Here is a 13,279-nt window from a genome sequence, read left to right on the forward strand (position 1 = left end):
CAATAAGCGTAGGAGTGACCAAGCCGGACGGTTAGTCTCGGCTCAGTTCGCTTGCAATCGAATCTCCAGGCGCCAGCGATCGTCGACCTCGCTGCCTGCCCACTCGCCCTGTAGAGGCCGCGCTGCCAGTATCGTCAACAGCAATCCGCCGTCACTTTTGCGCGTACGCCAGTTGACGTCTTTGCCGTTGAGCTTGAGCTGGCCCTTCTGCGCCGGGCCTTCAGCCTGAAACAGCAGCGCCACGGTGCCATCGATGATCTCGCCGTGCAGCTTGGGCTCATTGTTGAACCACACCACCAGCCCTTGTTCCGTCACCTCGACTTGCTGCAGCACAGTCGGATCCGGCGTGGTCAGGCGGCCGATCATCAAGCCGATCATCAAGCCGACAATCGCCAGCGAACCGATGACTCGCGGGAATAGTTTCGAACGGTTGTCCACAGGCGGCGTAGAATGCCGCTCATCTTTACCTTCGGAGCCGTGCATGTTTCACGTCATCCTTTTTCAACCAGAAATTCCGCCGAATACCGGCAACGTTATCAGGCTGTGCGCCAACAGCGGCTGCCACCTGCATTTGATCGAACCGCTGGGCTTCGAGATGGACGACAAACGCTTGCGCCGTGCCGGTCTCGATTACCACGAATATGCCACGCTGCAACGTCACGCGGACCTGGCCAGTTGCTTGGAAAGCCTGGGCAACCCAAGACTGTTTGCGTTCACCACCAAGGGTTCGCGACCGTTTCATGATGCCGCGTTTGTTCCTGGCGATGCGTTCATCTTCGGCCCGGAAAGCCGTGGCCTGCCGCCGGAAGTGCTCGACGCCCTGCCGCCAGAACAGCGCCTGCGCCTGCCGATGCGCGAAGGCTGCCGCAGCCTGAATCTGTCCAACACCGTCGCGGTCGCCGTGTACGAAGCCTGGCGCCAGAACGACTTCAAATAACACCGCAAAACAAATGTGGGAGCGAACCTGCTCGCGAAAGCGGTGTATCAGTCGACAAATCTGTCATCTGACACGCCCTCTTCGCGAGCAGGCTCGCTCCCACATGGGGTGTTGCCAAACCGTCTTACTGAACGGTTGGCGTCTCGCCGCTTTCCTGCATGCGCTGCAGCTCTTGCGCGTACAGGGCGTCGAAGTTCACCGGAGCCAGCATCAGGGCTGGGAACGAACCACGGGTCACCAGGCTGTCCAGGGTTTCGCGCGCGTACGGGAACAGAATGTTCGGGCAGAACGCACCCAGGGTGTGGCTCATCGAAGCCGCATCCAGGTTCTTGATCAGGAAGATACCGGCCTGTTGCACTTCAGCGATAAAGGCGACTTCTTCACCGTTTTTCACGGTGACGGACAGGGTCAGCACGACTTCGTAGAAATCACCTTCCAGCGCTTTCTGGCGAGTGTTCAGATCCAGGCCGACCGCCGGGTCCCACTGCTGGCGGAAGATCGCCGGGCTTTTCGGGGCTTCGAAGGACAGGTCGCGTACGTAGATGCGCTGCAAGGAGAATTGCGGTGCGGTTTCTTCTTCGCTGGCTGCAGTGTTCTGTTGGTCAGTCATCTCAGATCCTTATCGATCTTGGGTCTTTTAGGGAGTGCTGTACGTAGGTGCAGCCGTTCAGGCCTTGAGCAGCGCGTCGAGCTTGCCGGCGCGCTCCAGGGCATACAAATCGTCACAACCGCCGATGTGCTTGTCGCCGATCCAGATCTGCGGCACGGACGTACGCCCGGCCTTCTGGCTCATGGCAGCACGAATCTGCGGCTTGCCATCGACCTTGATCTCTTCGAAGGCCACGCCTTTGTTCGCGAGCAACTGCTTGGCTCGCACGCAATAAGGGCAGTAATCGCTGGAGTAGACGATGACTTCGCTCATATCACTTCACCAGCGGCAGGTTGTCGCCTTTCCAGCTGGAAATCCCGCCGGATAGCTTGGCGGCGGTGAAGCCGGATTTCATCAGCTCGCGGGCATGGGTGCCGGCGGTCTGGCCCAAGGCGTCGACCAGAATAATGGTCTTGGCCTTGTGCTTTTCCAGCTCGGCGGTGCGCGCAGCCAGTTTGTCCTGAGGAATGTTCACCGCGCCAACGATGTGGCCGGCAGCGAAATCCTTGGCCGGACGGATGTCTACCACTACGCCTGCGTCTTTGTTGACCAGTGCAGTCAGCTCACCAGTGCTCAGGCTTTTACCGCCGCCCTGCATCGTGTGCGCCAGCAGCAGAGCCAGCAGTACGACGAAGATACCGACAAGAATGTAGTGGTTAGTGGCAAATTCAATCAGGTGAGCAACCATCGAAGGAGGTTCCAGGGCGTTAAAATGTCGGCCAGTATACACAGCCACTATGGTCGGCCAAACCCCGTCCGGCGGTGACGCGGTCGGAACTTAGCTTTAAACTCCAACTCCCTTTTCCATCGCCCTCTTCTTTATTAGCCACGAGTGGATTCCATGACTACCACGCCTAAACCTTTGGTCCTGATGATTCTCGACGGCTTCGGTCACAGCGACAGCCCCGAATCCAACGCCGTTTTTGCGGCAAAGAAGCCTGTTCTCGATCGTCTCTGGGCCACGGTGCCGAACGGCTTGATCTCGGGCAGCGGCATGGACGTCGGCCTGCCGGACGGCCAGATGGGCAACTCCGAAGTCGGCCACATGAACCTCGGCGCCGGCCGCGTGGTGTATCAGGACTTCACGCGCGTGACCAAGTCGATCCGCGACGGTGAGTTCTTCGAGAACCCGACCATCTGCGCCGCTGTGGATAAAGCCGTGGCTGCCGGCAAAGCCGTGCACTTCATGGGCCTGCTGTCCGATGGCGGCGTGCACAGCCACCAGGATCACCTGATCGCCATGGCCGAACTGGCCTTCAAGCGCGGTGCTGAAAAAATCTACCTGCACGCTTTCCTCGATGGCCGCGACACGCCGCCGAAAAGCGCTGCATCGTCGATCGAACTGCTCGACGCGACCTTCCAGGCGCTGGGCAAGGGCCGTATCGCCAGCATCATCGGTCGCTACTTCGCCATGGATCGCGACAATCGTTGGGATCGTGTCGCCCAGGCCTACAACCTGATCGTCGACGGCAACAGCGAATTCCACGCGGCCACCGCTCAGGAAGGTCTGGATGCTGCTTACGCTCGCGGCGAGAGCGACGAATTCGTCAAAGCCACGACCATCGGTGAGCCGGTGAAAGTCGAAGACGGCGATGCCGTGGTGTTCATGAACTTCCGCGCCGACCGTGCCCGCGAGCTGACTCGCGTGTTCGTCGAAGACGACTTCAAGGATTTCGAACGCGCACGCCAGCCGAAACTGGCCGGTTTCGTCATGCTGACCCAATACGCCGCAAGCATTCCGGCGCCATCGGCATTCGCCGCGGGCAGCCTGGAAAACGTGCTGGGCGATTATTTGGCGAAGAACGGCAAAACCCAGCTGCGCATCGCCGAAACCGAGAAATACGCGCACGTGACCTTCTTTTTCTCCGGTGGTCGCGAAGAACCGTTCCCGGGTGAAGAGCGCATCCTGATCCCGTCGCCGAAAGTCGCTACCTATGACTTGCAGCCGGAAATGAGCGCACCTGAGGTGACCGACCGCATCGTCGACGCCATCGAAAACCAGCGTTACGACGTGATCGTGGTCAACTACGCCAACGGCGACATGGTTGGCCACAGCGGCGTGTTCGACGCCGCCGTGAAGGCGGTTGAATGCCTCGATACTTGCGTGGGTCGCATTGTCGATGCGCTGGAAAAGGTCGGTGGCGAGGCACTGATCACTGCTGACCACGGCAACGTCGAGCAAATGGCCGATGAATCCACCGGGCAAGCGCATACCGCGCACACCACCGAGCCAGTGCCGTTCATTTATGTCGGCAAGCGCGATTTGAAAGTGCGTGAAGGCGGCGTGCTGGCGGACGTGGCGCCGACCATGCTGAAACTGCTGGGCCTGGAAAAACCAGCGGAAATGACCGGCACCTCGATTCTGGTCTGACCCGAATCGCCAAAACACCGCAAAACCCTGTAGGAGTGAGCCTGCTCGCGATAGCCATCTGACAGTCAACTACTCTGTTGAATGTCAGTAAGCCATCGCGAGCAGGCTCACTCCTACATTGGTTTGTGGTGTTTTTCAGGCCAGTTATCACACAGCCCCAATTGGGCGTTTTTTTTGCAGCCTCGGGCGGGCATACTAGGCCGTCCATTACCCTGGTGCCGCCCGCCTCTATGCTCCGCGTCCTGATCGCCCTCGCTCTGACCTGCCTGCTCCAACCGGCCTTCGCTGACGAGCGCGCGCAAACCCAACAGCAGTTGGACGCCACGCGTCAGGACATTGCCGAGCTGAAAAAGCTGCTGGGCAAAGTCCAGGAAGAAAAATCCGGCGTGCAGAAAGAACTCAAGGGCACTGAAACCGAGTTGGGCAAGCTGCAGAAGCAGGTCGACGCGCTGCAGAAAGAACTGCAGAAAAGCGAATCCGAGCTGCAGCGACTCGATGCAGAGAAAAAAAAACTCCAGAGCGCGCGCACTGAACAGCAGCGACTGATCGCCATTCAGGCCCGTGCGGCTTATCAGAACGGTCGGCAGGAATACCTCAAGCTGCTGCTCAACCAGCAGAATCCCGAGAAATTCGCCCGCACCCTGACCTATTACGATTACCTGAGCCAGGCGCGTCTGGAGCAGTTGAAGAGCTTCAATGAAACCCTGCGCCAACTGGCCAATGTCGAAAAAGACATCGGTTTGCAGCAAGCGCAATTGCTGGTACAGAAAAGCGACCTCGACACTCAGCGCGAAGCACTCGAGAAAGTCCGCAAGGAACGCCAACAGGTGCTCGCCAAGCTGAATGACGATGTGAAGGCCCGCGACCAGAAACTCGCCGCCCGCGAGCAGGATCAGGCAGACCTGTCTAAAGTCCTTAAAACCATTGAAGAAACCCTGGCCCGCCAGGCCCGTGAGGCAGAAGAAGCGCGGCAGAAAGCGCTGATCGCCCAGCAGGAAGCGGAAAAAAAGCGCTTGCGTGAGGCGCAGGCTGAAAACAGCGACGCCCCACGAAAACCGGCCAGATCCACTCCCGGCGCGCTGGTCTCCAGCAGCGGCGAGACCTTCGGTGGTCCTTTTGCTGCAACCCGGGGAAAACTTCCGTGGCCGGTTGATGGTCGACTGCTGGCACGCTTCGGCGAAAGCCGTGGCGACGATGCCCGCACCAAGTGGGACGGCGTGATGATCAGCGCCTCCGCCGGCAGCCAGGTGCATGCGGTACACGGGGGGCGCGTAGTGTTCGCCGATTGGCTGCGCGGCGCCGGGTTGCTGGTGATCCTCGATCACGGCAACGGTTTTCTGAGTCTTTACGGTCACAACCAGACGCTGCTCAAATCGGCCGGTGATGTGGTTAAAGCCGGTGAGTCCATCTCCACTGTCGGTAACAGTGGCGGCCAGGACACATCAGCGCTGTATTTCGCAATTCGTCAGCAGGGTCACCCGAGTGATCCGGCGCAATGGTGCCGCGCGCAAGGATAAGCGCGCCATCTAATTCAGGAGTTCGTTCGACATGCTGCATTTGTCCCGCCTTACCTCGCTGGCCCTGACGATCGCCCTGGTGATCGGCGCGCCTCTGGCGTTCGCCGCGCAACCGGCCCCGACCGTCGCTCCGGCAGGCACTGCCGCGACCTCCAAGGCACCGTTGCCACTGGAAGAGTTGCGCACCTTTGCCGAGGTCATGGACCGGATCAAAGCCGCTTACGTCGAGCCGGTAGACGACAAGACCCTGCTGGAAAACGCGATCAAGGGCATGCTCAGCAACCTTGATCCGCATTCCGCCTATCTGGGCCCTGAAGATTTCACCGAGCTACAGGAAAGCACCAGCGGTGAATTCGGCGGTCTGGGTATTGAAGTCGGTGCCGAAGACGGCTTCATCAAAGTGGTCTCGCCAATCGATGACACCCCGGCGTCGAAAGCCGGCATTCAGGCCGGCGACTTCATCGTCAAGATCAACGGCGCGCCAACGCGCGGCCAAACCATGACCGAAGCCGTCGACAAGATGCGCGGCAAGATCGGCCAGAAAATCACCCTGACCCTGGTACGCGACGGCGGCACGCCGTTCGACGTGACCCTGGCCCGTGCGGTGATTCAGGTGAAGAGCGTCAAGGCGCAACTGCTGGAAACCGGCTATGCGTACATCCGCATCACCCAGTTCCAGGTCAAGACCGGCGAAGAGGTTTCCAAGGCCCTGGCCAAGCTGCGCAAGGACAACGGCAAGAAGCTCAACGGCATCATCCTCGACCTGCGCAACAACCCGGGCGGCGTGTTGCAGGCGGCGGTGGAAGTGGTCGACCACTTCATCACCAAAGGCCTGATCGTTTACACCAAAGGCCGCATCGCCAATTCCGAACTGCGCTTCTCCGCTACCGGCAAAGACGAAAGCGAAGCGGTGCCGATGGTGGTGTTGATCAACGGTGGCAGCGCCTCGGCTTCGGAAATCGTCGCCGGCGCCCTGCAGGACCAGAAACGCGCGGTGGTCATGGGCACCACCAGTTTCGGTAAAGGCTCGGTACAAACCGTGCTGCCGCTGAACAACGACCGTGCATTGAAGATCACCACCGCGCTGTACTTCACACCGAATGGCCGTTCGATTCAGGCCCAGGGCATCGTGCCGGACATCGAAGTGCGCAAGGCCAAGATCACCAGCGAGGCCGACGGCGAATACTTCAAGGAAGCCGACCTGCAAGGTCACTTGGGCAACGGCAACGGCGGCGCGGACAAGCCGAGCGGATCCGCCAGCAAGGCCAAAGCCATGCCGCAGGATGACGATTACCAATTGGCCCAGGCCCTGAGCCTGCTCAAAGGGCTGAGCATTACGTCCGGCCGTTGAGGATGTCTCTGCGTTTTCTCTTTGTTTTATTGTGCTGTCTGGCGGGTGCTGCTCATGCAGAGCCCGCCAGTTCAACGCCGCACAAAGCCTACCTGACACTGATCATCGACGACCTGGGGCAGAACCTGCCCCGCGATCGCCGCGTGCTGGCTCTGCCCGGCCCGGTGACCACGGCGATCATGCCAGATACCCCGCACGCCACCGAGTTCGCCCGCGAAGCCCATCGCGCCGGCAAGATCGTCATCCTGCACATGCCGATGGACCCGGCCACCGGGCCTTATGCCTGGCACCCGGATTTGCCGATCGAAGAACTGCAAAAACGCCTCAACGCCGCATTCAAAATGGTCCCGTACACTGCTGGCATCAATAACCACATGGGCAGCCGCATGACGGCGCAACCGGTGGCGATGGCGTGGTTGATGGGCGAGTTGCAGCGCCGCCACAAGTTTTTCGTCGACAGCCGCACCAGCGCTCAAACCGTGGCGGCACAGCAGGCACAGAAAATCGATCTGGCGAGCGTTTCGCGGGATGTATTTCTCGATGACGAGCGCACTGAGGCCGCAATCTTCACTCAGTTGCAGACGGCGATCAGTCTGGCCCGCAAGCAGGGCTCGGCCGTCATGATCGGCCATCCGTATCCACAGACGCTGGCGGTGCTGGAACGAGAACTGCCCAGACTGAAGGCCCAGGGTATCGAGTGGATCGACATCAAACAGATGATCAGCGTGCGCAGCAATCGCGCCATGGCTGGCCATGGCAAAGATGGCGTGTACCGGTAACAGGTTGTCACGACTGTAGATACATAGTTACCGCCAGCCATCGGGCCCAGCCCCGGATAGTAAGACCTGCAACAGGTCGCGACTCCCCTGAGTCGCCTTTCAACTATCAGGAGCTACCATGACTACTCATGACGATAGCGTTTCGCCGATCGGGCAAACGGATGCCATTCAACACGACAATCTGCTGATCAACTTCACCACGGAGTTTCTCCGCGTCTGGGACACCAGCGGTTCGCGGGCAAAACCGGCCGCCTTCTGGCGCCCCACTCCTGCCGCCGATGTGCTTCCCGGCTATTTTCCATTGGGCGACGTGGCGATTGATCATCACAACAACATTACCGACCGACATGTGGTGGCTGTGGTTTGCGAGGCTGGAACACCCAGTGCCGATCCTGGCAAAGGCAAAGCGCTGAGTCGCCCAAATGACTACGAGCTGATCTGGAAGGATACCGGGGCGGGATCCAGGAAGGACGGTGCAATCTGGCGACCCGTTCCACCCGAAGGTTACGTGGCACTGGGCTCTGTATGCTCCGACGGCTACGAAAAACCATCACTCAACGCGGTTCGCTGTGTCCGCGCCGATCTCGTCATCGCATCAGGCGTCAGTGAACCGGTGTGGAACGACAAGGGCAGCGGTGCCCGACAAAGCGTCAGCACCTGGAGTGTCGTTCCACCCTCAGCCCCGTCGAATGTGATTCATCTGGCACCCGGCACCTTTGTCGGCTGGAACAGTCATTCCAGGCCCGCTGACTTCCTCCTTTACTCACTGCGCCTTGAGATCCCGCTGCAGATCAATCCCCGTCCCGGCGCGCCGATTCTTGACAGTGCAGTTTCGCCGTCTTCGCAAATACCCGAGATATCCACGCACACCGCCAGACTTCCCTGGTTCGCGGTAAAAGACCCGCAGTTTTCCAGACGCGAACAACTGCGCCAGTCACCTTTCTATCTTCTGCAACGCACGGATCAGTATCAGCTCATATGCCATCGCTACAACGGGGAAAACCAAAACAGGACGATGCGCTGGACCGCACCCCGGGCACAGAGCAGCGAAGGTCTGCGCGCATTCACCAACCGCACCTCGATCGAGTTCGGCGCGCAATGGAAGAGTAATGTGTCCCGGCCTTTCCTGTTTTCGGCGCGCTTGAACAATGAGTTCACCCAATGCGAAGTCCACTCAAACGACTGGCTCAACTCAACGCCGATTGAAATCGCCGCGGTCATGGCCAAAAACAGCTCGATGGCGGTCTACCTGATGCAAAGTCAATACACGCTGCTACGCGCAGACGGTACGCACGTTACCGGCGCTGTCAGTTACACCGACGCCAACAGTTTGCACTTCAGCGCCTACACATTGCCGGTACCGGATGAGCCGATCCTGCCTGAGGAAGAGCCGCAAGCCGCGGACGCGATAGACACTTCTGTAGCGAATGACGCCATCACGCAAACGCCAGCGCCGACAGAATTGCCAACGGCTACAGATAACGCCCCATGATCTCGTCGATAACGCCGTCCTTGCGCATCTGATCCAATGCCGCCTGCAACCTGGCGACGACTTCGTCAGAAATGTCTTTGTTGAGAGCCAGATACAACTCGGCGCTATTGAAGCGCAGCACGGTCTTGAGACCCGTCACACCATCCTGCCGCGCCAGATAGCGCCCGGCAGGATCCCCCGTGGCCCACAGGTCGATCTGACCATTGACCAACTTTTTCGCATTGTCCTGATCGCGCAGCACAACCACTGGCTTCAAGCCTTGTTTGGTCAGCGTCTCGGCAATGGCATCGCCCTTGTAGGCGCCGATCTTGTACTTGCGCGCGTCATTCAGGGTTTCGAGAGTGATCTTGCTGTCGGCCTTGGCCAACAGGATCCAGTCGTCGGGGCCGATCGGTCCGACCCATTTGAAGAGTTTCTCGCGATCAGGCAGGCGTGCCATCACGAAAGCACCGTAGCCGGGATTTTCCAGCGCCAGTTTGTACACCCGCTCCCAGGGAAAGCGCAGAGTCAGACTGTAAGTGAGGCCGGAGCGCCGGAACATCTCACGCACGATATCGGTGGCGATACCGTTGATGTTTTCGCCCTGGGCGAAGTTCTTGCCGTTCTTCGCCATGTTGTACGGCGGGAAGTTTTCGGTAAGGAGCACCAGATCGGTGTCGGGACTGTCCTCGGCACGAGCCGTGTTGACCAGCAACAAAGAAACACTGGCGAGAACGAGAAGCAGGCGTTTGATCATGTCGGGCTACCGAAATCCATGGCGTGCCCAAGAGTGCCTTGGGTGCGCCATGGTGTCCACTGGCCTGTATCGAATTTGACGCTTAACGCATCACGATGCCGCGTTTGGCCATATAGGCCTTGGCTTCCTGCACAGTGTATTCGCCGAAGTGGAAAATACTCGCCGCCAGCACTGCACTGGCGTGCCCCTCGAGAATGCCGTCAGCCAGGTGCTGCAAGTTGCCGACGCCACCGGAAGCAATTACCGGAATGCCCAGCGCATCGCTGATCGCGCGGGTCACGCCGAGATCAAAACCGTTTTTCATGCCGTCCTGATCCATGCTGGTCAGCAGGATCTCACCGGCACCGAGGCCTTCCATTTTCTTCGCCCACTCGACCGCGTCGAGGCCGGTTGGCTTGCGCCCGCCGTGGGTGAAGATTTCCCAGCGCGGGGTTTCGCCCGGGCCGGAGACTTTCTTCGCGTCGATGGCGACAACGATGCACTGCGAGCCGAAATGCTGTGCGGCTTCACCGACGAACTCCGGGTTGAACACGGCCGCGGTGTTGATCGACACCTTGTCTGCACCGGCATTGAGCAGATTGCGAATGTCCTGCACGGTACGCACGCCACCGCCGACGGTCAGCGGGATGAACACCTGGCTGGCCATGCGCTCGACGGTATGCAGCGTGGTGTCGCGACCATCGACGCTGGCGGTGATGTCGAGAAAAGTAATCTCGTCGGCACCCTGCTCGTCGTAACGACGGGCGATTTCCACCGGGTCACCGGCGTCGCGGATGTTCTCGAACTTCACACCTTTGACGACCCGGCCGTTGTCCACGTCCAGGCAAGGGATGATGCGCTTGGCTAACGCCATGGGCTTAATCTCCGATTAAGAGTTGCAAGCTTCAAGCTTCAAGCTGCAAGAAAGAGCGGACGCGGTCGCGCTTCTAACTTGCAGCTCGCAGCTTACAGCTTGGAGCTGGTCGCGTAGCTATCGCAGAAAGCCTGGGCTTCTGCCACATCCAGCGTGCCCTCATAAATCGCGCGACCCGTGATGGCGCCGATGATGCCTGGCGCCTTGGCGTCGAGCAGCGACTTGATGTCACCCAGATTGTGGATGCCGCCGGAGGCGATCACCGGGATCTTGGTCGCAGCGGCCAGCGCAGCGGTGAACGGCACGTTGCAGCCCTGCATCATGCCGTCTTTGGCGATGTCGGTATAAACGATCGAGGACACGCCGTCGGCTTCAAACTGCTTGGCCAGATCGATGACCTGCACGGTGCTGATTTCAGCCCAGCCATCGGTGGCGACAAAACCGTCTTTGGCATCCAGACCGACGATGATCTTGCCCGGGAACGCACGGCACGCTTCAGCGACGAATGCAGGATCTTTCACCGCTTTGGTGCCGATGATCACGTAGCTGACGCCAGCCTTGACGTAGTGTTCGATGGTTTCCAGCGAACGGATACCGCCACCGATCTGGATCGGCAGGGTCGGGTAGCGCTTGGCAATCGCGGTGACCACTTCGCCGTTGACTGGCTGGCCTTCGAAAGCGCCGTTCAGATCGACCAGATGCAGACGGCGGCAACCGCCCTCCACCCACTTGGCAGCCATGCTCACCGGGTCATCGGAGAACACTGTGGAATCTTCCATGCGGCCCTGGCGCAGACGTACGCAGGCACCGTCTTTAAGATCGATAGCGGGAATAATCAGCATGCTTTTTCCTTCGTCAAAAGAGCGGCAAGCTGCAAGCGACTAGCTGCGAGCATGCGGTGTACCAGTTCTTGCAGCTTGAAGCTTGCGGCTTGCAGCTGCTCCTAATTTTTTTCGAGCGCCCACAGGTCGCTTTCGATGCTTTCAAACCGCTCTTTGAGGTGGGTCTGCACATCGAAAATCGCCCTGTTGTAATAGTGCGGAGCAATTTCGCGGGTAAACAGCTCAAGAATTTCCGCCGCTTCGAACGAACCCAGGTCGAGTTCGAAACGGTCTTCCATGAACCGCTGAATCTTGCGATTGGCCTCGTTCTCCTGTTCGGGAGTGAGGGTCAGGATCGGCGGTTTGGACTTCTTGGCAGCCATTTACCAGCGACCGTCCCACGCGGCGAAGTTCTGCAGCAATTGCAGGCCATGGGTATGGCTTTTCTCCGGGTGGAACTGCACGGCGAAACGCGAGCCGTCGGCCAGCGCCGCAGCGAAATCGACGCCGTAATGACCGCCACCGACCACCTGCCGCGCGTTGGCGGCGGCGATGTAGTAGCTGTGCACGAAGTAGAAACGCGCCATGTCCGGAATGTCATGCCACAGCGGGTGGCTGACTTTCTGCTTCACCTCGTTCCAGCCCATGTGCGGGACTTTCAGGTGTTCGCCGTCTTCATGCAGGTCTTTGCCGAAGAACTTCACCGCGCCCGGGAACAGGCCGATGCAGTCGACGCCGTCGTTCTCTTCGCTGGTGTCGAGCAACGCTTGCATGCCGACACAGATACCGAGGAACGGACGATCCTGACTGACTTCACGCACCAGCGAATCGAAGCCGAGGCGACGGATCTCCGCCATGCAATCGCGAATCGCGCCAACACCGGGGAACACCACGCGGTCAGCTTCGCGAATCACCGCAGCATCGCTGGTGATCAGCACCTTGCCGGCGCCGACGTGCTCGAGGGCCTTGGCCACCGAGTGCAGGTTACCCATGCCGTAATCGATAACTGCAACCGTCTGCATTACAGAACGCCTTTGGTCGATGGCATTTGCCCGGCCATGCGCTCATCCAGCTCGACGGCCATGCGCAGCGCGCGGCCGAAAGCCTTGAACACGGTTTCGATCTGGTGGTGGGTGTTGGTGCCACGCAGGTTGTCGATGTGCAGGCTGACCAGCGCGTGGTTGACGAAACCCTGGAAGAATTCCTGGAACAGGTCAACGTCGAAGCCGCCGACGGTAGCGCGGGTGTACGGCACGTGCATCTGCAGGCCTGGACGACCGGAGAAATCGATGACGACGCGCGATAGCGCTTCATCGAGCGGCACGTAGGCATGACCGTAGCGACGGATGCCTTTTTTATCGCCGATGGCTTTGGCAAACGCCTGGCCGAGGGTGATACCGACGTCTTCCACCGTATGGTGGTCGTCGATATGCAGATCGCCCTTGCATTCAATATCCAGGTCGATCAACCCGTGACGGGCGATCTGATCCAGCATGTGCTCAAGAAAAGGAACACCGATATCGAATCGGGCCTTTCCGGTGCCATCAAGGTTGATCGAGGCTTTGATCTGGGTTTCCAGAGTGTCGCGCTCGACAGACGCCTTACGTTCGGCCATCACCAGCTCCGCAAAATCATTGGGCGAAAAAGGCAGCCATTATAGGCACGCGGGGCGCAAACAGAAACACGAGAGGTGAGATGGCTGACGGATAGAACCCCCGGCTGTCGCGGGTAGACATGTCCATACAAGCCATTACAGGCAGCGCAAAAACAAAT

16 protein-coding genes are annotated in these 13,279 nt (G+C 59.4%); 6 read left to right on the forward strand and 10 right to left on the reverse strand.

Features of this window, described 5'->3' with window-relative positions; genetic code table 11:
* Positions 1-42: 42 nt before the first annotated feature.
* Positions 43-483: a hypothetical protein gene (locus tag CKW17_RS17375; protein ID WP_016986348.1), complete on the reverse strand. Its 441-nt coding sequence runs from the start codon at positions 481-483 to the stop codon at positions 43-45.
* On the opposite strand from CKW17_RS17375, the gene CKW17_RS17380 reads away from it, so the two are divergent.
* Positions 482-937 carry a tRNA (cytidine(34)-2'-O)-methyltransferase gene (locus CKW17_RS17380; protein WP_007909235.1) on the forward strand — a complete coding sequence of 152 codons (456 nt, stop codon included), beginning with the start codon at positions 482-484 and terminating at the stop codon, positions 935-937. The two genes, CKW17_RS17375 and CKW17_RS17380, sit on opposite strands and share 2 nt — an antisense overlap.
* 124 nt (positions 938-1,061) lie before the next feature.
* Here the strand turns inward: CKW17_RS17380 and secB are convergent, their stop codons facing one another.
* From secB to CKW17_RS17395, 3 genes are read right to left on the reverse strand one after another with little or no spacing between them, the layout of a single operon-like run.
* A complete protein-coding gene (gene secB / locus CKW17_RS17385; RefSeq protein ID WP_016772114.1) occupies positions 1,062-1,547 on the reverse strand; it encodes a protein-export chaperone SecB in 486 nt (161 codons plus the stop codon).
* Between the two features lie 57 nt (positions 1,548-1,604).
* On the reverse strand, positions 1,605-1,859 hold the full coding sequence (grxC, locus tag CKW17_RS17390) for a glutaredoxin 3 (protein WP_095120761.1): 255 nt from the start codon (positions 1,857-1,859) through the stop codon (positions 1,605-1,607).
* 1 nt (position 1,860) lies between these two features.
* Positions 1,861-2,274, reverse strand: coding sequence for a rhodanese-like domain-containing protein (locus tag CKW17_RS17395; protein WP_064388915.1), 414 nt, complete (start codon positions 2,272-2,274; stop codon positions 1,861-1,863).
* Between the two features lie 153 nt (positions 2,275-2,427).
* Here CKW17_RS17395 and gpmI point away from each other — a divergent pair, with 153 nt between their 5' ends.
* The 5 genes from gpmI (at position 2,428) to CKW17_RS17420 (ending at position 9,096) form a co-directional block, all read left to right on the forward strand.
* Entirely contained in the window at positions 2,428-3,957 is a 1,530-nt protein-coding gene (gpmI, locus tag CKW17_RS17400) for a 2,3-bisphosphoglycerate-independent phosphoglycerate mutase (RefSeq protein WP_095120762.1), read from the forward strand.
* A 230-nt stretch (positions 3,958-4,187) separates the two neighbouring features.
* Positions 4,188-5,474 carry a murein hydrolase activator EnvC gene (locus CKW17_RS17405; RefSeq protein ID WP_095120763.1) on the forward strand — a complete coding sequence of 429 codons (1,287 nt, stop codon included), beginning with the start codon at positions 4,188-4,190 and terminating at the stop codon, positions 5,472-5,474.
* Between the two features lie 31 nt (positions 5,475-5,505).
* Positions 5,506-6,825: a S41 family peptidase gene (locus tag CKW17_RS17410; RefSeq protein WP_095120764.1), complete on the forward strand. Its 1,320-nt coding sequence runs from the start codon at positions 5,506-5,508 to the stop codon at positions 6,823-6,825.
* 2 nt (positions 6,826-6,827) lie between these two features.
* A complete protein-coding gene (locus CKW17_RS17415; protein ID WP_095120765.1) occupies positions 6,828-7,604 on the forward strand; it encodes a divergent polysaccharide deacetylase family protein in 777 nt (258 codons plus the stop codon).
* Between the two features lie 118 nt (positions 7,605-7,722).
* On the forward strand, positions 7,723-9,096 hold the full coding sequence (locus CKW17_RS17420) for a Vps62-related protein (protein WP_095120766.1): 1,374 nt from the start codon (positions 7,723-7,725) through the stop codon (positions 9,094-9,096).
* On the opposite strand, the gene CKW17_RS17425 is transcribed toward CKW17_RS17420, so the two are convergent.
* The 6 genes from CKW17_RS17425 to hisB all read right to left on the reverse strand — a co-directional run bounded on the left by CKW17_RS17425 (position 9,077) and on the right by hisB (position 13,121).
* On the reverse strand, positions 9,077-9,832 hold the full coding sequence (locus CKW17_RS17425) for an ABC transporter substrate-binding protein (RefSeq protein WP_095120767.1): 756 nt from the start codon (positions 9,830-9,832) through the stop codon (positions 9,077-9,079). The two genes, CKW17_RS17420 and CKW17_RS17425, sit on opposite strands and share 20 nt — an antisense overlap.
* A gap of 82 nt (positions 9,833-9,914) precedes the next feature.
* The gene (hisF, locus tag CKW17_RS17430; protein ID WP_007909211.1) at positions 9,915-10,685 is read right to left on the reverse strand and encodes an imidazole glycerol phosphate synthase subunit HisF; all 771 of its coding nucleotides are present in this window, start codon (positions 10,683-10,685) and stop codon (positions 9,915-9,917) included.
* 92 nt (positions 10,686-10,777) lie between these two features.
* Complete coding sequence (gene hisA / locus CKW17_RS17435) at positions 10,778-11,527, reverse strand: 1-(5-phosphoribosyl)-5-[(5-phosphoribosylamino)methylideneamino]imidazole-4-carboxamide isomerase (protein WP_053116589.1); 750 nt, start codon at positions 11,525-11,527, stop codon at positions 10,778-10,780.
* Positions 11,528-11,628: 101 nt separating this feature from the next.
* Positions 11,629-11,889: a DUF2164 domain-containing protein gene (locus CKW17_RS17440; RefSeq protein ID WP_003220751.1), complete on the reverse strand. Its 261-nt coding sequence runs from the start codon at positions 11,887-11,889 to the stop codon at positions 11,629-11,631.
* Positions 11,890-12,528, reverse strand: a complete 639-nt coding sequence (gene hisH / locus CKW17_RS17445) for an imidazole glycerol phosphate synthase subunit HisH (RefSeq protein ID WP_007909206.1) — start codon at positions 12,526-12,528, stop codon at positions 11,890-11,892. It lies immediately after the preceding gene.
* Complete coding sequence (gene hisB, locus CKW17_RS17450; RefSeq protein ID WP_007909204.1) at positions 12,528-13,121, reverse strand: imidazoleglycerol-phosphate dehydratase HisB; 594 nt, start codon at positions 13,119-13,121, stop codon at positions 12,528-12,530. Before hisB ends, hisH begins: the two co-directional genes overlap by 1 nt.
* Positions 13,122-13,279 lie beyond the last annotated feature (158 nt).

This window comes from Pseudomonas sp. Irchel s3f10 (genome assembly GCF_900187515.1).
Taxonomy (GTDB): Bacteria; Pseudomonadota; Gammaproteobacteria; order Pseudomonadales; family Pseudomonadaceae; genus Aquipseudomonas; species Aquipseudomonas tensinigenes.